Genomic DNA, 21,423 nt, shown 5'->3' on the forward strand with positions numbered 1-21,423 from the left:
ATTAAAATGACATATGTCAATAATTAAAATAAAATGTTGACTTTGCTGTAAATGAGGTGAATAATTTATGCCTAGACCAAAAAAGTGCAGAAAAGTGTGCTGTTTACCAAAGAGGGATACATATGGACCGCTTAATGTTCCAATTAATGATGATTGTATCATAACTATGACTGTTGATGAATATGAGACAATACGGCTAATTGATTTGGAAGGATTTACACAGGAAGAGTGTGCAAATCAAATGGATATTGCACGTACGACAGTTCAAGGTATATATAATTATGCAAGGAGAAAACTTGCCGAGTCATTAGTCAATGGAAAAGTGTTAAGAATTGAGGGTGGAGATTATAAGATCTGTAATGACTTTGGAAAATCATGCAGTTGTGGTAAGTGCTGCAGAGATCAAAATGAAAAATAAGTAATTATTGTAAAATATATAAGCATTGTAATATTAAAAAAGCCATTTGGAATAATTAGAAAACTTATTCTAAATGGCTTTTTAATAAGGATATATTAAATAAAGTTAATTTTGGCACCCATGTTCATGTTCGTGGCAACAATCACCAGAATCTACAAGAGAACCTTCAAGCCAACTATTAGCTATATCTTTTACATCTCCTGAACATCCACGTAACACATCAATACCAGAGTTATTTAGTACTCTTACTGCACCTTCGCCCATATTACCTGCAAGCATAAGTTTAACGCCCATTTCTGCAAGAACTTGTGCTATGTTTGATTTGCAGCCACAGCCTGCTGGTGATGGAACAACCTCAGAACTAATTATTTTTTTAGCATCTGTATCAACTGTAAAAACAGTAAAATATTCGCAGTGACCAAAATGATCGTCAATTTGGTTTCCACAAGATGGTAATGCAATTTTCATATAGAAATACCTTCCTTCTAAGTTATTAATATATTATAAGTTATTGACATATGTCCTTTATATATTATAATAAACTTATAAATGACATATGTCAATAAATATTGTATAGAAATTATTCAATGCATTTGTATCAATTTTAAAAGTATATATAGTTCTCACTATATTGATTGAAAATAGCAAAAATACACATATTACCATAAGTAAAATTATTCGTTTATCAGATGTAGGGATAACTTTGTTTCTCATCATACTAGAAAAATTCCTTTCAAAACGTTATTGCAGACTTCTATAAATTACATCTAAATTGTATTTCATACTTTGGATGTAGTCTTTATTGTCTTCTTTGCTTTCAATTGTATATATTTTTTCAGCTTTTGCACCAACTTCTTTGGCAAGTGTAGTAGATACTTTAGGACTTACCATATCTTCAACAAATATAGTTTTGATCTTATTTGTTTTACAATAATCTACTAATTGTTTTAACTTTTTAGTAGATGGCTCTCCATCTGCAAAAACATCTTCCACGCTATTTTGTTTTAAACCAAAATCTCTGCACAAATATCCAAATGCAGCATGTCCAGTTACAAAACTCTTGTTTTTAGATCCTTGAAACTTTGGATTGTATTCATTAAACAAATCATCAAGTTGTTTAGAAAAATCTTTATAATTTTTTTTATAGAAATTTTTATTAGATGGATCAGCTTTAATTAAAGCATTTTTTATGTTCAATGATTCACTTTTGGCACCTTTTAGGCTAATCCATATATGAGGATCATATTGACCATCTTCTTTTATAGTGTCACTATCAGTATTTTTTATTGGTGTTAATCCTTTTGAAGCATCTACTACAATCAAGTTTTTATTACTTGCAGAGCTTACAGCTTTGCTTTCCCAAGATTCCATTCCAAATCCATTGTATATAAATACTTTGGCATCACTTAAGTTTTTAAGGTCTTTTGCAGTTGGATCAAAATCATGTGGTTCATTACCATCAGGAATTATTGTCGATATATCAACTTTATCTTTTCCAATGGCCGAAGCAAATTCTTTCATTGCATTAAAAGATACTACTACTTTTAACTTTGCTTGAGATTTTTGAGTACTAGTTTGAGTTGATGTACTATTACAACCTGAAAAAGTAGCAATAATACAAACAGCTAGAAGAGTTGAAGTTAACACTTTAAATATTTTACTTTTTTTTTGCATAATTATTCCCTCCAAGAAACACGTTGCTGCAAATCATTTGCATTTACATAAGAATAATAGCAAATAAAAAAAATATTGTCAACAAATTTTAAATGAATAATGTTGGATAATAATTAAAGGAGTAAAGCAGATTATTTCTACCTTACTCCTGTTGGAAAATAGTTATGTATAATTATTAATATTATTTAACGTTATACATTCCCTTGCTTTCCATGTAATTGAATATGGCTTCTCCATGTTTTTGCTCTTCTTTTTGTATATGATTTAATACATCACGAGCTTTAGGATCTTTAAATTCAAAAATTGCAGTATCGTAAGCTCCTGAAACATATTTTTCTGTCATTAATAAATCTGTGCACATATCAGCATCGGATTTATTAACTCCACCTGGTTGAGTATTATTCATAGTACTGTTTGAACTCTGATTTCCCATGGTTTGACCTGAAGTTTGATTTTGCTGTTGGTTCATTTGAGGAATATTGCCAGTTAATAATTGATTAATACTATTAAGATGAGTTTTTTCAACTTGCCCATTTGCATTTAATATTTGTTTTAATTGATTATCATTTGTCTGATTTGCATAATTTGTATACTTTTCTATGCAAATTTGTTCATGCTTTTTTTGATCTTCTAGCAGCATCCTTTCTTTTTGTGATAAAGTTATTCCCATAATACTACACCTCCAAATATATTTTGTGTAAATCTTATTATTTTATGCTGTGATTATTATATATAATAGTTGTAAGTAGCAACAGTTTTACGTTACAATTAATCAAGGTGATTAAATGGAAAACCAAGGAAGCAATTACTTATGTGAATTAATAAGAATATTAGTAAGAAATTTAGGAATATTGGAAAAGTCAGATACAAGTTGCTGTGGTGTAACAATTTCACAATGAAAAAAGAAGATTGGGAAAGAGTATCAAAAATATATTTGGAAGGTATTAATACCCACAAGGCTACATTCCAAACAGAAGTACCTACATGGCAGGATTGGAATAATAATCATATTAATTCATGTAGATTAGTAGCTCGATCAGGAAATAAAGTATTAGGTTGGGTGGCATTAAGTCCAACTTCAAGTAGATGTGTTTATGCAGGTGTTGCAGAAGTTAGCATATACATAGGAGAAGAATATAGAAGAAAAAGTGTAGGAAAAGCTTTATTGACAAGTTTAATTAACTTATCAGAAAAAAGTGGGTTTTGGACTTTGCAATCAGGTATTATAAAACAGAATTCAGCAAGTATAGAGTTACACAAAAGTTGTGGATTTAGAGAAATAGGTATAAGAGAAAGATTAGGAAAAATGAGCAATGGGCAGTGGTATGATGTAGTTTTAATGGAACGCAGAAGTAATACTGTAGGAATAGACTAATTATTTTATAATAATAAATTAATAAGGAGGAATTATTATGGGCAAATCAGAATATGCTATAGATAGCTTTAATAGAGGATTAAACTGTTGTCAGAGTGTTCTATCGGTATTTAGCGAGAATTTAGGATTAGACAAGCAAACAGCGTTAAAGATTGCGTCTGGTTTCGGTGGTGGAATGTGCCAGGGAAATGTTTGTGGTGCTGTAACAGGTGCCATAATGGTGCTAAATCTTAAATATGGTAATAGTAAACCAGAAGATGGTGAAGCAAAAGAAAAAACATATCATGTTATAAGAGAATTTAGCAAAAAATTTGAAGATATGAATGGTTCAATTATGTGTAATGATTTACTTGGAATTGATTTAAAACATGAAGAAAATAGAACTATAGCTAGACAAAAAGGATTATTTAAAGAAAAATGTCCTAAATGTGTTGAAGATGCAATTAATATATTGGAAACTATTTTATAGAGTTAAGCATATTAAGCTTATATATATATATTTAAATATAAAATTATGAAAACTCCCAAATTATTGGGAGTTTTGTGTTAAATAGTATTGTTATTTAGTTTGCAAATTTAATTCTCTAGCTATTATCTTTGCTGATTCTTCTGCTACCTCTCCTGTCAAATAAATACATTGTTTCATGTGTTCTTCGGAACCAAGAGTCATATCTTTTGTTAAAACTCTACAACATAAACATTTATGCTTATCTTTAAAAATATCATGTAGTTCTTTAGATAAAGTCATAGTTTTATTAACTTTCTCGTCCTTAGGTTCACATCTGCCAAAAAATAAACCTATTGCCATAACACCACCGACTACTGCACCGCAAGTACAACCAGATCCACCTATACCTATTGGAAAACCTGAAGCCATTTTTATAATATCATCCGATATTGGCAGGTTAAATTCATCTTTAATTGTCTTTACGATTGATTCAGAACAATAAAAATCTCCATTACGATAATAACTTTCTGCTGTAGTTTTTATTTTATATAAGTCAATAACCCTATTCAATGTAATCCCTCTCCTTATACACAGTATTAAGGTATTCTTTATTATTAAACTTAATCTATCGTTAGTATACTATTGTGTCACATTAAATTCAATAATTTCGTCTTTCAAGGACTATTATTTATATTAATAAAGGAGTACTTTAGTATAAATAAATATTATGAGTATGATTCTTATATATTATTTAGCTTTTTATAGTAATTTAACAGTACTATAAAAATACGTGGAATTTGGTACTAAATTAAGTAAGCTATGTAGTTTTTATAATTAATAGTAACATTTTTCACTCAAATACATGAAATGCCTAATATAGATAATTATATATGTAATTATTAATTTTAATTAATAAACGTATATATTGACTAGATTAATATTATAGATTATACTTATATATAGAGAATTATCTATATATAAGGAAGTAAAGGACCATAAAATACTAAATGTAGTTAACTAGGCCATAAATTTACTACAAATATTTAAAACAAAAAATAATAAATTTAAAAATATCTCAATATAACTTTAGATTTAAAGAGATTTGAAAAGTATATTTTATAAGTTAATTTAAAATATTTAAAAATTATTAGGAGGTTTTAGTATGGGTAGTAAATCATCAAGGTTATCATGGCTTGATCGATATTTAACATTATGGATTTTTGTAGCAATGGCATTAGGAATATTTTTAGGATGGGCTTTACCTGGATTGTCTAATACATTGTCAAGTTTATCAATTGGAACAACATCTATCCCAATAGCCATAGGACTCATAGTTATGATGTATCCACCACTTGCTAAAGTTAACTACAAAGAGCTTGGAAAGGTTTTTCGTAATCCAAAGGTATTAACTCTTTCATTAGTACAAAATTGGATTATAGGCCCATTATTAATGTTTACCTTAGCAGTTATATTTCTTAGAAATTATCCACATTTTATGGTAGGATTAATTCTCATAGGACTTGCAAGATGTATTGCTATGGTTATTGTATGGAATAGTCTTGCAGATGGCGATAGTGAATATGCAGCTGCATTAGTTGCATTTAACTCTATATTTCAAGTAGTATTCTATTCGATATTTGCTTATATATTTATTACTATATTACCAAATGCTATAGGATTGCACGGTATGCAGGTCCATGTTTCTATGGGGGAAGTAGCTTCTTCCGTAGCAATTTATTTAGGAATCCCGTTCATTGGGGGCATGCTTACAAGATTATTATTAGAACCTAAAAAAGGAACAGAATGGTACACAAAAACTTTTGTACCTAAGATAAGTCCTTTAGCTCTGATAGCACTATTATTTACTATAGTTATAATGTTTATGTTTAAAGGAAAATATATTATTGAGTTGCCTATGGATGTAGTAAGAATTGCGATTCCTTTGATTATATATTTCATAATTATGTTCTCGGTATCTTTCTTTATAAGTTATAAATCAAAAATAGATTATCATAAAACAGTTAGTTTATCATTTACAGCTGCAAGTAATAATTTTGAACTAGCAATTGCAGTAGCAGTAGCAGTCTTTGGTATTCAATCCCAAGAAGCTTTTACAGCTGTCATAGGACCATTAATTGAAGTACCTGTTATGATTGCACTTGTCAATGTAGCCTTATTATGGGGAAAGAAATACTTTAAATTGAATACAAAATAATGTTTAATAAAAAAGTTCAATTTGTTTTTTAATGGTTTTTGTCGATTTTACTAATATCCATTTATAAAGGAGTGAGTTAATATTATGGTATGGAAATATAAGATGTTTACTTTAGATCATTTCTTAAATTCAGATGAAAATTTAACGATGGAAGAGAAGTTAAATAAGTATGGAGAAGATGGATGGGAGCTTGTAGGAGTACTAGAAAGGCCATTTACTGGATTAGGTAATCCACCTAAATGTTTAGATATGAATTCAATAGTATTTAAAAAAGCTGTTGAAGCATAAATTAAAAATTAACTATCAAGTAAGTTAGTAATGATTGATTAAAGTATTATAAGTATAAAATAGAAAAATCGATAAAAACCATATCAATCGAAGTATTGATATGGTTTTATGTGATTTAGCAGTTGGATTAAAGGGAGAACTATTAATTAATAAGGGAACCTTACAAAGTGGTAAAGTTATGGATGCAGATTTTGTGATAATGTCTATTGAAGTAAAAATTGCTGAGAAAGTTGGAATAGAATCTGGAGCTAAAGTTGAAGATTTATTGTATTTAGATTTGGTCTATGCTCTGCTAGTTTTAACAACCAAGTACCATGTATAATGTATATAGGCAAAGTGATTTAATATAGATGATTGTGAAAATTGTGTAGAGGCTGTTATGCTAAGTGATTAGTGTAATAGCTTTTGTTTTTATAACTGTTAATATTTATTATAAAGTTTTTAGTAATATGATTTCAATATATAATTAGTAACAATAAAATGAAAATATGAATATTATAATAAACATAGAAAACAATAAATATTATATTAACAGTACTGGCTTATATTGACAACTAATAGATAATATACTATACTTTATATAGACATATATCTATATAAAGCACAGAGGTGATCAAATGAATTATGAAGAAAACTCTAAAATTATTAAGGCATTAGCTGATCCTAATAGATTACAAATAATTGATTTATTGTCATGTGGAGAAAAATGTGCCTGTAACATATTAGAACATTTCGATTTTACTCAACCTACACTTTCACATCATATGAAGATACTCACGGAATGTGGAATTGTTAATTGCAGGAAGGATGGATTATGGAGTTATTATTCATTAAATATTGATAAATGTAATAAATTAATTTTGTTTCTTATGAATCTTATAACAGATACAGATGACTGTATTTGTAAAGGAAAAAATGAATCTAATTGTAATGAAAAATAATAAAATATTGATTTGATTAAAGGAGAGATAAATTATGAAAAAGATGATTATTTTTGATCCGGCTATGTGCTGCTCAACAGGAGTATGTGGGCCATCTGTTAATCCAGAATTGCTTAGGGTTTCAACTGTAATAAATAGCCTCCAGAATAAAGGAATACCTATAGAAAGGTATAATCTTAGTGGTAACCCACAAATATTTGTTGACAACAAAACTATAAATGAAATGCTAAATAAAGATGGAGTAGATATACTACCGGTTACTATGGTTGATGGTGTAGTAGTGAAAACTAAAGCTTATCCAACCAATAAAGAATTTTGTAAATTACTAGAGATACCAGAAGACTATTTAAAAATTAAATTAAAAGTTAGAAAGCCGTCAAGTGGATGCGGCTGTAATGGTGGATGTTGCTAAAATAGAAAAGAGGGATATGATGTTTAAAAGCTTTAATATACATGATATTAATTTGACAAAGTATTTGTTTTTTACTGGTAAGGGTGGGGTTGGAAAAACTTCAACAGCTTGTGCAACTGCAGTAGCTTTGGCTGATGAAGGTAAAAAAATTATGCTCATAAGTACAGATCCAGCATCAAATTTGCAGGACGTATTTAATACACAGCTTGATAATAAAGGTGCTCATATTAAAGAAGTTCCTAACTTAATAGTTGCTAATCTTAATCCAGAGGAAGCTGCTGCTGAGTATAGGGAAAGTGTAATAAGTCCTTATCGAGGTAAATTGCCGGAAGTAGCCTTGAAAAATATGGAGGAACAACTTTCTGGATCATGTACTGTTGAAATTGCTTCATTTAATGAATTTTCGAATTTTATAACTGATGAAAAAAAAGCAACAGAGTATGATCACATTATATTTGATACAGCACCAACAGGGCATACATTGAGAATGCTTCAACTTCCTTCAGCATGGAGTAACTTTATAAGCGAAAACACACACGGTGCATCATGTTTAGGTCAGCTTTCTGGTCTTGAAAGCAGAAAAGAAGTATATAAAAAAGCAGTTAAAACTTTATCAGATGGAAAATTAACTACACTTATTCTTGTTTCTAGGCCAGAAAAAGCTCCACTTAAAGAAGCAGATAGAGCATCAAGGGAGCTTTCTGATATTGGTGTAAACAATCAAGTGATGGTGATTAACGGTGTGTTAACCTCATATGATGATGCTATATCCGAAGGCTTATACAAAAAGCAGCAGGCTGCACTTGATGAAATGCCACAAAATTTACAAAAAATCACCACATATATGGTACCTCTAAGAGCATATAATATAACGGGAATAGACAATATACGTTCATTACTTACTAAAGATAATTATATTGTTAGCCATGAGAAAATAAAAGCTCATACAATTCAGAAACTTAAAGATATAATTGATGACTTATATAATAGCAATAAGAAGGTAATCTTTACTATGGGTAAAGGTGGTGTAGGAAAAACAACTATTGCTGCTGCTATAGCATTAGGATTATCGAAAAAAGGCAAGAAAGTACATCTTACAACAACTGACCCTGCTGCACACTTAAAATTTGTTATTGATGAAAGCAGTGGTATCACTATGAGTCACATAGATGAGAAAGCCGAATTAAAAAAGTATCAAAATGAAGTACTTTCTAAAGCAAGAGAAACTATGTCTGAAGAAGATATTGCTTATGTAGAAGAAGATTTGCGTTCTCCATGTACACAGGAAATTGCAGTTTTTCGTGCTTTTGCAGAGGTAGTCCAAAAGTCAGAAAATGAAATTGTGGTCATAGATACAGCACCTACTGGTCATACAATTTTATTACTCGATTCTACACAAAGTTATAACCAGGAAATAAAACGATCACAAGGTGATATTCCAGAGTCTGCAAAAAAGCTGCTGCCTAGACTTAGAAATTCTGATGAAACAGAAGTTATTATTGTTACACTTGCTGAAGCTACGCCTGTATATGAGGCAATGCGTCTTGAAGAAGACTTAAAACGTGCTAAAATTGCTGCAAAATGGTGGGTTATTAATTCGTCACTATATCATACAGGAACCACAAATAAAATGTTGTCTGCAAAGGCAAGCAATGAAATCGAGTGGATAAACAAGGTTGATGAGCATACTAACGGTAAATTTGCTGTCATTGCATGGAGTCCTGATGAAATTAAAGGCGATAAGCTAAATAAATTATTATAAATTTAATAAATATCAAACCAATTTTTTATTAATTGGTTTAATTGAAAAATGGGGGAATTTAAATGAAAATTACTGACGAAGCAAAGACACTTATTACAGAGACATTAGTTTCTAATAACTGTGACTGTTTACAAGTAACACTGCAGAAATCATGCTGTGGTACATCATTGAATTTTGCGATTGGAAATTTAAATGCGAATGATAAACCTGTTTCTATTAATGGCATTTCTGTAATAATGGATAGCCAAGTACAATCAAGAACAGATACAGTAACGCTCGTAGCAAAAAATGGAGAGTTGATTGTTGAAGGTGATGCTCCTTCATGTTGCTGTTAATTCCAGAGTAATGTATTAAAAGCTAATACCTACAGGCGTTCTTGTTAAAAAACGGGAGCGCCTATAGTATTAAAATTTAAAGTATGTGAAGATAGATATAGGATAATGTAGATATATCAGATTCAATTATTTAAGGGGAGGAAGAACAATGTATGATAAATGTTATTAATAATTCAAACAATCCATACTTCAATCTTGCTCTTGAAGAGTATTTTTTGAAATATAAAAATTTAGAAGATAATATACTAATATTGTGGCAAAATGAGCCTGTTATAGTTATTGGAAAAAATCAAAATACTTATGAAGAATTAAATCTTGAATATGTCAACTCAAATAATATAAAAGTAGTAAGAAGGTTATCAGGAGGAGGGGCAGTATACCACGATTTAGGAAATCTAAATTTTACTATAATTGAAGGTAATTCAAATATACATAAAAATGATTTTTCGTTTTTTGCATTGCCAATAATATCATGCTTAAATAAGCTTGGAATTAAGGCAACCTTTAATGGAAGAAATGATATTTTAATTAATGATAAAAAATTTTCAGGAAATGCTCAATATTTTTACAAAGATAAATTACTTCATCATGGAACACTTTTATTTGCAAGTGATTTGACAGTGCTTTCTAAAGCATTAAATGTGAAAAAAGACAAATTTGAATCTAAAGGAATAAAATCAGTAGGTAGTAGAGTTACAAATATAAGTGATTATATTGATACAAATATATCTATAAATGAATTTAAAAATATGCTTATTGAAAGTGTTTTCGAAGATAAAAATGAGAAAATCAAAAATTATATATTAAACGATGAAGAGATTAAAAAAATAAATGAACTAGTGGAAAATAAGTATAGCTCATGGGAATGGAATTTTGGAAAGTCGCCTAAATTTAATTATATAAAAGAGATGAGATTTAATTCAGGAAGTGTGTCTATTACGATGAATGTAGTAGATGGGATTATAAAGAATTTTAAAATATATGGAGATTTTTTTGAAGAAAATTCTCTAGAAGAATTAGAAAAACGTTTCATAAATAAAAAATTTGAGATTAGGGAGATTAAAAATATTGTTGAAAGTACTAATATATCAAAATATATACTAAATATAAATAATGAAGATTTTATTAAATTGTTTTTATGATTCTATAATTATAATCAAAACTAAAAGGATGCCATATAGCATCCTTTTATGGTTAACAATAATCATATCCTCTGGTTTATTATCTTTAATTTTCTATTCGGATATTATTTTATCAAAATTTTCACATATTTCTTTTGTAACTTTATCTACCATTTTATAGTGCTTTTCAGTTAAATCTTTAGTTGAAACAGTCTTATCAAGAGCAACATTTTCACCTAATATATCTGAAACAACAACATCTGCACTTACAGTGCCACTATATTTTTCTGTAGCTCTTTTAGCACAGCATTTACTGCAGCCATCTACTGTAATTACAGGATAATCTTTTGCAAAAGATCTTTCTTCTTCTCCACCTGCAAGATATAAAGGAAGGCACAGAGTTACTGTTTTACCAGCTCTAAGTTGTTCAAGCATTTTTCTTGTGGCAAGTCTTGAAATAGTACCGCCAAGACATTCTTCACCACTACAGGATAATATTCCAACTTTTGAATCTGCCATATTATTTTTCCTCCTTTAATATTTCATCAACATTTAAACATACTTTTGTACATAATTCATCTACAATTTTCCATCCATCATCGGTGAGAGCTGTAGCAGTACCTGGATCTACCCCCCTGTGATTTTTCATTTCATTAACAGTTCGATATTGTGCTTTTATTATGCCACCTGCAATTTTAACATTTTTAGCAGAACATGATTTGGGACATCCATCTATGGTTATGCAGGAATGTCCTTCAATCTTTTTCTTTACATCTGCATCTCCAGTTACTATAGATCCAAGACAAATTGTCTCAGTTTCATTAGGTTTCAATTCATTTGCAACCTTTAAAGCTGTTTCTCTTGCCATAAGACCAAATACCTTCCCTATACCACTGCAGGGAATAACCTTTACTTTAGACATGAAATTCATCTACCTTTCTTTTTAATACTTCAAAATATTTGGAAAAATCATAAAGAAAATCTTTATCATTTTCAAAATCAGATAATTCTATTTCTGCTATCCATCCTTTTTCATATGGATTTTCATTAATAAGTTCAGGTGATTCTAGTAGTTTTTCATTTATGGCTGTTATTGTACCACTCACAGGACATATAATTTCAAATACAGCTTTACCAGACTCTATATTACCTGATTCTCCAAACTGTTCTATTTCACTTCCAACTGCTGGTGGAGTAAAGAACATTATATCTGATAAACTTTTTTGAACATAATCTGTCACACCTATTCTAGCTTTAGTACCTACAATATAAGCCCAACAGTCATTTTCATTGAAATAAAAGCCTTCCTTTGGAACTCTAAATGTGAACTTATCTTTTTTATAAATTTCATATTGTATATCTTCAGAGAAAGCAAAAGAACTTTGATTTCCTATCTTTTCTTCTACTTTTGTTAGCTTTGAAGTTATAATATCAGCTAATTTTAATTCATTTTCTTCAAGTCTCAAGCTATTATTAATAGCAATATTATTTGTCTTTGCTTCATCACTTATATTGATTTTTTTGGCAATTTTCAGACCTTTTTCAGAGGCAAGTTTGCTGGCACACCTTGTTGCACAGCCATCAATCACAAGAAGTGGTTTTTCGGAAGCTACCTTGTTATATCTTGCTTCGGCTACCCTATATAATACAGGGCAGATAATTTCACTATCTGTGGTTTCAGTAAGTTTTAAAGCTACTTCTTTTGCAATACAGCCAGCACATTTATCAATACCATTACATGGAAGTATAGCATAGGATTTACTCATTGCTTTCAAGCTCCTTTCTTATTTTTTTAATCGTTTTTATGGTTTCAGTCTTATTTGGAAAAGATAAGGCATCTACACCACAGGTTTTGCCACAAGCACGGCAGAATACAACACAATTATCTGGGGTCTTAACAATAAGTTTTTTGTCTTCATTTTCTCTAACTTCATACACATTATGAGGACAGAATTTAACACATTCCATGCAATTATTACATTTATCGTAATCTATTCTTGGACTCCAATCTATTTTTTCTCTTGGAATGCCCATAAAAGTTGATTCACTCATAGTTATTCTTCCTCCCCGAGTCCTAATTTTTTCAATGCATTTTCAACAATTTCAAAAGCTTTTTCATTAGTCATATCTCTTATGTCAAGCATAACTGCATCTTTTTCAACATCAAGTCCAGCATCTTTAAAAGCCTGCTTAAACATTTTCTTTTGCATATTTGGGGCACAGGCACCAATTATTACTTTTCTATGAACTTTTAAAAAGTCTGCAAGGAATCTATCGCCATCTTCCTCACAAAGTTGTGGATGGATAAAAGCATATTCTACTGGTAGCTCTACTCTAACTTGATTGATAAAATCCCAAATATCCATTGCTTTAAATCCTGGACACTTTCCTGTACATACACACATAATAAAACCTGGTAATTGTTTTTCTTCCATAATGAAATCCTCCCGTTTTAAAAAATTATAATTTATGAAGGGGTCTTCCTGCAGCATCAGCGCAGGCTTCCCAAATTGCTTCACTTAAACTTGGATGAGGATGAATCATATCTGCCAAAACATCAGCCCTTGCTTGTAGTGTAATAGCAAGAGTTACTTCTGAAATTATTTCAGAAGCATTAATACCAAGTATTTGACCACCAATGATTCTATTATCTTTATCAACAATAATTTTTACAAAGCCTTCTCTTTCACCTAAAGTTAGAGCACGACCATTGTTTCTAAAATTAAATTGCCCAATTTTTATACCTATACCAAGTTTTTTAGCTTCCTCTTCATTAATACCAACAGATGCTACTTCTGGATTTGTATAAACACAAGCAGGAACAGCATTATAATTAACTCTGCTTTTTATACCCAAGGCATTTTCAGACGCAACTTTACCTTCCATGAAAGCAAGGTGAGCAAGAAGTTTTCCTCCAATGACATCACCAGCTGCATAAACTCCTTTTATATTTGTTTCCATATTGTCATCTACTAAGATTGCACCTTTTTCAATGAGGAGTCCTAAATTTCTAAATTCTTCTGAATCAGAGTTTAAATTCCTTCCAATAGCAATTAAAACTTTTTCGCATTTTAGATAAGATTCTTTATTCTTTTCAGAATATATTACCTTAAGACCATCTTCAGTATGTTTAATTTCTTTAACTGAAGAAGATAATTTGAAGGTTATTCCTTGTCTCTTCATAATCTTCAATAATTCACTTGAAATTTCATTATCCTCATAAGGGAGTATTTTATCTTTCATTTCAATAACAGTAATCTTACTCCCAATAGAATTAAACATTGTTGCAAATTCAAGTCCAATAGCTCCAGCACCAATTATGGCAATATTTTTAGGAACTTCTGTAAGATTAAGAGCCTCGTTGCTGGTTATAACGTCATCAAGATTAATTCCTGAGATATCAGGTATTAGTGGTCTAGAACCTGTAGTAATAATTATTTTCTCTGTTGAAACTTCAATTTCGCCTTCAGATGTAGAAACTAAAATATTTTTCGGATTTTTAATATAACCTTTTCCTTTCAGAATTTTAATGTTTTTTGCAGGGAGAAGATATTTAAGACCCATATTCAGATTTTTAACCACTCTGTTTTTTCTAGAAGTAGATATATTCCAATTTGTATTTCTTATAATGCTGTCAATTCCAAATTCCTTTGATTTTTTTATAGTATAGGAAACCTCTGAAGTTTTAAGAAGAGCTTTTGTTGGAATACATCCTCTGTTTAAACAAACTCCGCCAAGTTCTTTTTCTTCAATTAATACAACATTTGCACCAAGTTGCGAAGTTCTGAGAGCAGCAATGTAACCAGCAGGTCCACCGCCTAATATGGCAATTTGAGTATTTATATTGTTTTCTATCATAATCACCTCCAATTAAATAATTAAATAATTATTTAATTATTTAATTAAATATTACTACTTTAGGTATTCATAGTCAACATTGAAAGCTTAATAAAAATATATTATTATATGAAGTATATAATTACTTAATTAAAGACTAATATTTTTGTACATAATTATAGAAAACAAAAGGTTGAGGAGGAAAAATATGAATCAAGAGGATTTCTCAGTTAAAATTTTTAAAGCACTTGGTAATCCGGTAAGATTTAAAATAATGAAGTTTTTATGTGATGGCACAAAATGTGTTTGTAAATTAAATGAAGAATTTAAGTATAGTCAGGCAAATTTATCCCAACATTTAAGAATTTTAAAAGATGCTGGACTTGTTAAAAGTGAAAAAGTAGGATTAGAAATGCACTATCGAATTTATAACGATAAAATTAAAGATATTATTTGTAATGTTGAAGATTATGTTAATGATATTTTTATCAATATAAAGTAGGTATTAATGATTGAAAAACAATTTACTTTTTAGTTAGAAAAAATTATTTTTTATTGACATACAAAAAAATATGCTATAATAAATAATATAATTATTTAATTAAATAATTAAGAATCACCAGAAGAGAGAAATTTATATGAATAATTGATTATTATTGCTTTATATTTTATATGAAAAGCATAATATAGATAATGTTAGGAGGAAGTCAAAATGTCAAAATCATGGTATCCTGTTATTGATTATAGTCTTTGCAAGGAGTGTGGCGCGTGTTTTAATAAATGTAAGAATGGAGTATATGAGAAGAAAGAAAATCACCCTGTGGTTGTTTATCCAGATGGTTGCGTTGAGGGCTGTCACGGTTGTCAAAACCTTTGTCCCGTTGGTGCAATACAATATGTAGGTGATACAACTGGAAAAGATGATTGTGGATGTGGGTGTTGTTGCTAAATTTATGGAAGAGAATGTGCATATGTAGTTTTGAAACAAAGTTTGATATTTTGTAACAAAGTTTGATCAAAAAACAGGTAAAAAATAATAAAAACAAGTTTAAAATACAGCTTAGAATGTATTGTACCGTTAAAAATGATCAAACTTTATTTCAAACTAACAGCATAAATTATTCCTTAAAACATTATTATAATTTGTAGTAATATACTAGACCAATTATGGAATGGCTAGGTATATTTTTAATTTGTTTTTACAACCCTCGTATACAGAAAGTTTATAACTGCCAGATTAAATTTGCCGTAATAGGTTGGTGTATACAGTAGTTAGAAAAACTTAAGGAATAGATATTATTTCCTGTTCATGAAGCGAATACAAATGATGCAGTTGTGTGTTCTATATCATATTTATCTTATGTTGCATATTATTTAAAATGTGTAGAAAATTATTTTAGTTACCTTTTTTTGTGCTTATCTTTTTTATTTTTATGACATGCACAATCTTTACCACATCTAGACTGAGATTGAATAAGTGATTTTACAATAAGTGTGATAAGATCTGGCTTATTATTTTCCCCTGTATTATTATTTTTTTCTACCATTTTAATTGTATATAAAGCATAAAAGTTCTCACATTGAAAATTCACAAAATATCAATGTTATAGAATTTTTGCTTTATATAATCCCTCCTTTATATTTTCTTAGTAAAGTTTTTAGCTATATATTTACATGATAATATTTGATTATACTTATATATTATGCATAATAATACTTTTTTGCATTATGTTATATCTTTAAATTCGTTTTTTAATTTATTGAGTTATTAATAAAAACACTATATAATTTAAATATTTAAAAGTGATGTGTATTTGATGATTGTAAAATGACTGGATCTTTAGAAAAAAGATTTGGTGTTGAAAACTATAGAACAAAGAGAAATGATAACATATCATTTCATTGTATACAGGATAGTTTGAAATATAAAATAAATTATTCAATTATATTGACAAAACAAGCAATTAAAAATATACTATGTATATAAGAATTTAATTATATAGTTATGATTCTATGGAGGATAATTATGAATAAGGAAGAAATGAGTGTTAGAATTTTTAAAGCATTAGGGCATCCTATAAGATATAAAATAGTTAAATTTTTATATGATGGGCCAAAGTGTGTATGTGAGTTAAATGAAGATGTATGGTTTAGCCAGGCTAACTTATCACAACATTTAAAAATACTTAAAGGAGCTGGCATTTTATCATGTGAAAAAGTAGGTATGAATATGTACTATAGACTTAGCAGTGATGAAATTAAAAACATCATCGATAATGTAGATAAATTTGTTATGAGTTTTATTGATAACTCTAAATAAAAATATTATAAATTTTAGGAGGATAAAATCATGGAAATAAAAATTTTAGGAACAGGATGTTCAAATTGTAAAAAGCTTGAGGCAAATGCTAAAGAAGCAGCTAAACAACTTAATGCAAATGTTCAAATTACAAAAGTAGAAGATGTTAAGGAAATTATGAAATATGGAATTATGAGAACACCTGCTATAGTTATTAATGAGAAAGTTAAGATGTTTGGTAAAGTATCTACTGTTGAAGAAATTAAGAAATATATTAATGATGAAAAATAATCATAATTTATATTAATAAAGGACTTAATAAGTATAGAGTCCTTTATTTAAGAATAATATATAAGCATTTAATTATATAATTACGAAATGGAGGTTGTGTAAATATGTTTGCACTTGTACAAATTTTTGCTGATTGGCTTATTTATAATATTTTTGGAATTGCTAAAGAAAGTAAACTAGGGAGCGCCCTTGATTTTTTTGTATTTGATACTATAAAGATATTAATATTATTACTTATAATAATTTATGTAATTACTTTTATAAGGAGTTTTTTTCCTCCAGAAAAAACAAGAAAAATCCTTGCAAGAAGTAAAGGAAGTACCTTTATAGGTCACATTCTTGCAGCTCTACTCGGAATTGTTACTCCATTTTGTTCATGTTCTGCAGTTCCACTTTTTATTGGGTTTGTTGAAGCAGGAGTACCACTTGGAGTTACTTTTTCATTTTTAATAGCTGCACCAATGGTAAATGAAGTTGCATTAGGACTTCTTTATGGTTTGTTTGGATTAAAGATAGCAATAATTTATGTTTTATCTGGGGAAATAATAGCTATTGTAGCTGGGATAATAATAGGAAAACTAAAAATGGAAAAACAAGTAGAAGATTATGTTTATGAAATGCAAATGAATTCTGATATAGAATTACCTGATCCTAGTACAAAAGAAAGATTAACAGATTCATGGGATTTTACTAAAGACTTAATAAAGAAAATATGGATATATGTAATAATAGGTATTGCTATAGGTGGGGTTATGCATGGATGGATTCCAGCAGGTGCTTTGGGAAAATATGCAGGAAAAGATAATCCATTTGCAGTATTTGTAGCTGTTATAATAGGAATACCATTATATTCCAATGCAGCTGGAGTAATACCTTTAGTTAGTGAACTTACAAGAGCTGGTGTTTCAATGGGTACTTCTCTAGCATTTATGATGGCTGTAACAGGTCTTAGCCTGCCAGAAGGAATTCTTTTAAGAAGAGTTCTAAAACCTAAACTATTATCCGTATTTTATCTCGTTACAGGATTAGGAATTATATTTACTGGCTATCTATTTAATTTTTTAATATCTTAAATTATATTTCATGTAGAATTAAATTAATGGTATATGTTTTTAGTACATTTTATGATAGGATATTGTAAATGTAACATTGTACTGGAGAAAAATATTTTGATAATGGAGGAAGATAGTTATGAAACCTAAAGTAGCATTTATATGTGTACACAATTCCTGCAGATCACAAATGGCAGAAGCCATAGGAAAGTTACTTGCAAGTGATATATTTGAATCCTATTCTGCTGGTACGGAGCTTAAAGATAGTATAAATCAGGATGCAGTTAGAATTATAAAAGATTTGTATGGTATTAATATGAATAAAACTCAAAAGTCAAAGTTACTAAAGGATTTGCCTGAGATTGATATTGTAGTAAAAATGGGCTGTAATGTAGTTTGTCCTTTTCTTCCTGCAAAGCATACAGAAGATTGGGGACTTGAAGACCCAACGGGAAAAAGTGATGAAGAATTTATAAAAACAGCAAAAAATATTGAAGAAAAAGTTAAGGATTTAGCTAGAAAAATTAAAAATAATAAGATTAAATTATAATGTAGATATTAGTTCAATTTGGAATGATTTCAGAATTGAATTGTTATATTATATTAAGATAAAAGTAAATGATGAATATGCTGCCGAGGATATACTTCAGGAAGTTTTTATAAAAGTTTATAAAAATATTGGTCAATTGAAAGGTAACTAAACTCAAAATATGGCTCTATAGAATTATCAATAACACTATAATTGATTTTTATAGAATAAAGAAAAGTATGTTGGAGTTAGGCTAATTAAAAAATATATCAGTAATTTAAGATAATGATGATGATATGAATGAAGAAGTAGAAGGGTGTGCTAAATTAGATGTTGTATGGCAGGAGCAGAATATGTTGACAATATAAGAACTATGCTTAGAGAAGGTGAAATTTAAAGATATAAAAATGATACCAAAAAATAATAGCAAAGAAATAATAAAATCATTGGGACAAAATACAAATGTTGAAGATTATGTAGTTTGTTTTATTGTTGAAGCTAAAAAAGAATAGAATTTATAAATATGGAAAAGAAAGATTTGGACTTATTCAGTTACTGTAGTATCATTGATTTTGCTTATTATTTACTCAATTTAATGAATTTGCTACCAAATTGTCTTGTGTATATGAATACATTGATGATACAATAAGTATCATCTCAAAAATAGTGATATGATATTATGACATTAGAAGATTTTAGAACAGTAAGACTATTACCATATAAAATATTTTCTACACTTTTAATTTTCTACACATATAAATGTATTGTAATCTTACTGAAATAAAGATATTTGTGAATTGTACGATAAAACAATTTAAAATTCAAAGCAGTAATATAGGAATTATGTTGGCAGTGCTTATAAAAGGTACATGTCATGTGATATAAGCGGATTGATCACTTTGTTTTGGACAAAGTCTAACAATTCTACATTTATCTTAGGTTTATACCTTTATTTCGGTATTTGTTAGATTTTCTCCAAAATGAAGATTATAAAATTTATTTACTGATATAAATTAGTATTATTTCATATTCAATTTTAAGTTCATTACAATGAGAACGTAGTTAGATTTGTGTAAATCAAATCTAACTACGTTCTTTTTATGTATAACTAGTAATAATAAGTATAAGTAATTTTCGAAAGTAGAATATGATACCTCTGGGTAAGGCTGTAAGCTTTGCGGGCAATAGCACAATGTGTTTTGCAGGAGATTTACAGATGAATTTTACGGAGTAGATATATTTGATGAAATGATACTCTAAATTACAGATAATGTCTCTGTATTATGTCTTCTACCATTCCTTGACGTTTTTTATACTCTCCATATAATTATTATATCTAACTTATTATGTGTTCATTAATTCGAGTACAGGTTAGTTTATTGTATTTTACTATATGTTTAAAAAAATAAGGAATATTTAAAATTAGAAAATAAGATATTTTCTAAATATGGATTAATGATTTATAATAATTGAAATTTTTATTACTTATTTTTAGCATATTTAGTATACTGATTTTTTGTATATAGGGTATAGAATCGGATATATTAATATTATGTTCTTAGATTATGTTGCATGATTATGTAGCAAGTTGTATGATATATTTAAAGATAAATATTTTAAGAGGTGTGAAATATGATAGATAACTTTATAAAAGAGTTGGAGAGGCAAGGCAGAAGTGCTAATACAATACAAGCATATAAAAGAGATCTTGAATTATTTGAAAAGTGGTTTAATAAAACACATGACAATAAATTAGATAAAATATTTAATGCAGATGTAAAAAAATATGTTGAATATTTGCTATGTGTTAGCAAATTAACGGTAAGTTCTATAAATAGAAAATTAACTGTAATAAAAAGGTATAACGATTATCTTGAATCATTATATGGAAAAAATGAAGTGGAAATCAAATTAATAAAAAAATTCAACTCTTGCATTAATAGAAAAATAATTAATAATAAAGATTTAAAAAAGTTAAGAGATGCATTTTATCAAAGGAATAACAAAAGAGATATAGCAATATTTGAAATATTAATAAATACAGGATTAAGAGAAAGTGAACTTATATCACTTGAATTGGACAATATAGTAGTAGCTGAAAAAAATGGTACTGATGATTATTTACGCTTAAATTTAATGATTAGTAATAAATATAATATGTGCAAGGAGATACAATTAAATGGAATAACTCAAAAAGCGGTAAATAATTATTTAAAGATTAGACCTATAACAAGTAATAATAAATTATTTATTGGGCAACGTGGAAGTATAACAAGGACAACACTTAATAAAATATTAAAACAATATTGTATTAATGCAGGAATTGAAGTAATAAGTCCGAGAGTATTGAGATATACTTGGTTAAGCAAATGCAATCTGTTAAAAACGTAAACATAAGACATAAGTAGAATGCATGAGGAGGAACT

The 21,423-nt window shown here is 28.6% G+C and carries 29 protein-coding genes; 19 read left to right on the plus strand and 10 right to left on the minus strand.

Translation table 11 applies throughout. The features are described 5' to 3' along the window. Positions 1-67 precede the first annotated feature (67 nt). On the plus strand, positions 68-418 hold the full coding sequence (locus D4Z93_RS02955; RefSeq protein ID WP_119970302.1) for a DUF134 domain-containing protein: 351 nt from the start codon (positions 68-70) through the stop codon (positions 416-418). 105 nt (positions 419-523) lie between these two features. Here the strand turns inward: D4Z93_RS02955 and D4Z93_RS02960 are convergent, their stop codons facing one another. From D4Z93_RS02960 to D4Z93_RS02970, 3 genes are all read right to left on the minus strand, one after another. Next, positions 524-886: a NifB/NifX family molybdenum-iron cluster-binding protein gene (locus tag D4Z93_RS02960; RefSeq protein WP_119970304.1), complete on the minus strand. Its 363-nt coding sequence runs from the start codon at positions 884-886 to the stop codon at positions 524-526. Between the two features lie 273 nt (positions 887-1,159). Then, positions 1,160-2,092 (minus strand): metal ABC transporter substrate-binding protein, encoded by a 933-nt coding sequence (locus D4Z93_RS02965; RefSeq protein ID WP_119970306.1) that lies wholly within the window; start codon positions 2,090-2,092, stop codon positions 1,160-1,162. Between the two features lie 181 nt (positions 2,093-2,273). After that, a complete protein-coding gene (locus D4Z93_RS02970) occupies positions 2,274-2,762 on the minus strand; it encodes a spore coat protein (protein ID WP_119970308.1) in 489 nt (162 codons plus the stop codon). Between the two features lie 225 nt (positions 2,763-2,987). On the opposite strand from D4Z93_RS02970, the gene D4Z93_RS02980 reads away from it, so the two are divergent. Together D4Z93_RS02980 and D4Z93_RS02985 are read left to right on the plus strand one after the other, a co-directional pair. Next, positions 2,988-3,467, plus strand: a complete 480-nt coding sequence (locus tag D4Z93_RS02980) for a GNAT family N-acetyltransferase (protein WP_119970310.1) — start codon at positions 2,988-2,990, stop codon at positions 3,465-3,467. Positions 3,468-3,504: 37 nt separating this feature from the next. Next, positions 3,505-3,936, plus strand: a complete 432-nt coding sequence (locus tag D4Z93_RS02985) for a C-GCAxxG-C-C family protein (RefSeq protein ID WP_119970312.1) — start codon at positions 3,505-3,507, stop codon at positions 3,934-3,936. Between the two features lie 90 nt (positions 3,937-4,026). On the opposite strand, the gene D4Z93_RS02990 is transcribed toward D4Z93_RS02985, so the two are convergent. Next, a complete protein-coding gene (locus tag D4Z93_RS02990) occupies positions 4,027-4,485 on the minus strand; it encodes a C-GCAxxG-C-C family protein (protein WP_119970314.1) in 459 nt (152 codons plus the stop codon). Between the two features lie 592 nt (positions 4,486-5,077). Between D4Z93_RS02990 and arsB the strand changes: the two genes are divergently transcribed. The 8 genes from arsB to lplA all read left to right on the plus strand — a co-directional run bounded on the left by arsB (position 5,078) and on the right by lplA (position 11,010). Further along, positions 5,078-6,130, plus strand: coding sequence for an ACR3 family arsenite efflux transporter (gene arsB / locus D4Z93_RS02995; RefSeq protein WP_119970315.1), 1,053 nt, complete (start codon positions 5,078-5,080; stop codon positions 6,128-6,130). A gap of 84 nt (positions 6,131-6,214) precedes the next feature. Continuing rightward, positions 6,215-6,418 carry a DUF4177 domain-containing protein gene (locus tag D4Z93_RS03000; protein WP_119970317.1) on the plus strand — a complete coding sequence of 68 codons (204 nt, stop codon included), beginning with the start codon at positions 6,215-6,217 and terminating at the stop codon, positions 6,416-6,418. A gap of 100 nt (positions 6,419-6,518) precedes the next feature. Further along, positions 6,519-6,740 carry a hypothetical protein gene (locus D4Z93_RS03005; RefSeq protein ID WP_119970319.1) on the plus strand — a complete coding sequence of 74 codons (222 nt, stop codon included), beginning with the start codon at positions 6,519-6,521 and terminating at the stop codon, positions 6,738-6,740. Positions 6,741-7,035: 295 nt separating this feature from the next. Next, the gene (locus D4Z93_RS03010) at positions 7,036-7,359 is read left to right on the plus strand and encodes an ArsR/SmtB family transcription factor (protein WP_119970320.1); all 324 of its coding nucleotides are present in this window, start codon (positions 7,036-7,038) and stop codon (positions 7,357-7,359) included. A gap of 34 nt (positions 7,360-7,393) precedes the next feature. Then, complete coding sequence (arsD, locus tag D4Z93_RS03015; protein ID WP_119970322.1) at positions 7,394-7,771, plus strand: arsenite efflux transporter metallochaperone ArsD; 378 nt, start codon at positions 7,394-7,396, stop codon at positions 7,769-7,771. A gap of 19 nt (positions 7,772-7,790) precedes the next feature. Continuing rightward, positions 7,791-9,533, plus strand: a complete 1,743-nt coding sequence (arsA, locus tag D4Z93_RS03020) for an arsenical pump-driving ATPase (protein WP_119974205.1) — start codon at positions 7,791-7,793, stop codon at positions 9,531-9,533. Between the two features lie 62 nt (positions 9,534-9,595). Then, complete coding sequence (locus tag D4Z93_RS03025; protein WP_119970324.1) at positions 9,596-9,868, plus strand: adhesin; 273 nt, start codon at positions 9,596-9,598, stop codon at positions 9,866-9,868. A gap of 152 nt (positions 9,869-10,020) precedes the next feature. Beyond that, positions 10,021-11,010 (plus strand): lipoate--protein ligase, encoded by a 990-nt coding sequence (gene lplA, locus D4Z93_RS03030; RefSeq protein WP_119970326.1) that lies wholly within the window; start codon positions 10,021-10,023, stop codon positions 11,008-11,010. 93 nt (positions 11,011-11,103) lie between these two features. On the opposite strand, the gene D4Z93_RS03035 is transcribed toward lplA, so the two are convergent. From D4Z93_RS03035 to lpdA, 6 genes are read right to left on the minus strand one after another with little or no spacing between them, the layout of a single operon-like run. Continuing rightward, entirely contained in the window at positions 11,104-11,508 is a 405-nt protein-coding gene (locus D4Z93_RS03035) for a putative zinc-binding protein (RefSeq protein WP_119970328.1), read from the minus strand. Position 11,509: 1 nt separating this feature from the next. Continuing rightward, positions 11,510-11,911: a putative zinc-binding protein gene (locus D4Z93_RS03040; protein WP_119970330.1), complete on the minus strand. Its 402-nt coding sequence runs from the start codon at positions 11,909-11,911 to the stop codon at positions 11,510-11,512. After that, entirely contained in the window at positions 11,904-12,755 is an 852-nt protein-coding gene (locus tag D4Z93_RS03045; protein ID WP_119970332.1) for a putative zinc-binding protein, read from the minus strand. Before D4Z93_RS03045 ends, D4Z93_RS03040 begins: the two co-directional genes overlap by 8 nt. Further along, positions 12,748-13,041 carry a 4Fe-4S dicluster domain-containing protein gene (locus tag D4Z93_RS03050; RefSeq protein ID WP_119970333.1) on the minus strand — a complete coding sequence of 98 codons (294 nt, stop codon included), beginning with the start codon at positions 13,039-13,041 and terminating at the stop codon, positions 12,748-12,750. The genes D4Z93_RS03045 and D4Z93_RS03050 overlap by 8 nt, the downstream gene beginning before the upstream one ends. A gap of 2 nt (positions 13,042-13,043) precedes the next feature. Then, a complete protein-coding gene (locus D4Z93_RS03055) occupies positions 13,044-13,424 on the minus strand; it encodes a hypothetical protein (RefSeq protein WP_119970335.1) in 381 nt (126 codons plus the stop codon). A gap of 25 nt (positions 13,425-13,449) precedes the next feature. Then, positions 13,450-14,847: a dihydrolipoyl dehydrogenase gene (gene lpdA / locus D4Z93_RS03060; RefSeq protein WP_199798404.1), complete on the minus strand. Its 1,398-nt coding sequence runs from the start codon at positions 14,845-14,847 to the stop codon at positions 13,450-13,452. A gap of 187 nt (positions 14,848-15,034) precedes the next feature. Between lpdA and D4Z93_RS03065 the strand changes: the two genes are divergently transcribed. The 8 genes from D4Z93_RS03065 to D4Z93_RS03100 all read left to right on the plus strand — a co-directional run bounded on the left by D4Z93_RS03065 (position 15,035) and on the right by D4Z93_RS03100 (position 21,388). Further along, complete coding sequence (locus D4Z93_RS03065; protein ID WP_119970337.1) at positions 15,035-15,328, plus strand: ArsR/SmtB family transcription factor; 294 nt, start codon at positions 15,035-15,037, stop codon at positions 15,326-15,328. A gap of 210 nt (positions 15,329-15,538) precedes the next feature. Continuing rightward, complete coding sequence (locus D4Z93_RS03070) at positions 15,539-15,775, plus strand: ATP-binding protein (RefSeq protein ID WP_119970339.1); 237 nt, start codon at positions 15,539-15,541, stop codon at positions 15,773-15,775. A gap of 1,077 nt (positions 15,776-16,852) precedes the next feature. Then, positions 16,853-17,146, plus strand: coding sequence for an ArsR/SmtB family transcription factor (locus tag D4Z93_RS03075; RefSeq protein WP_119970340.1), 294 nt, complete (start codon positions 16,853-16,855; stop codon positions 17,144-17,146). Between the two features lie 30 nt (positions 17,147-17,176). Further along, positions 17,177-17,416, plus strand: coding sequence for a thioredoxin family protein (locus D4Z93_RS03080; protein WP_119970342.1), 240 nt, complete (start codon positions 17,177-17,179; stop codon positions 17,414-17,416). 104 nt (positions 17,417-17,520) lie between these two features. Further along, entirely contained in the window at positions 17,521-18,489 is a 969-nt protein-coding gene (locus D4Z93_RS03085; protein WP_119970344.1) for a permease, read from the plus strand. A gap of 118 nt (positions 18,490-18,607) precedes the next feature. Continuing rightward, a complete protein-coding gene (locus D4Z93_RS03090) occupies positions 18,608-19,018 on the plus strand; it encodes an arsenate reductase ArsC (protein WP_119970346.1) in 411 nt (136 codons plus the stop codon). 365 nt (positions 19,019-19,383) lie between these two features. Next, positions 19,384-19,509: a hypothetical protein gene (locus tag D4Z93_RS13590; RefSeq protein WP_279220949.1), complete on the plus strand. Its 126-nt coding sequence runs from the start codon at positions 19,384-19,386 to the stop codon at positions 19,507-19,509. Positions 19,510-20,629: 1,120 nt separating this feature from the next. Beyond that, positions 20,630-21,388: a tyrosine-type recombinase/integrase gene (locus D4Z93_RS03100; protein ID WP_119970349.1), complete on the plus strand. Its 759-nt coding sequence runs from the start codon at positions 20,630-20,632 to the stop codon at positions 21,386-21,388. Positions 21,389-21,423: the final 35 nt, after the last annotated feature.

The sequence above is a fragment of the Clostridium fermenticellae genome (assembly GCF_003600355.1).
GTDB lineage: Bacteria > Bacillota > Clostridia > Clostridiales > Clostridiaceae > Clostridium_AV > Clostridium_AV fermenticellae.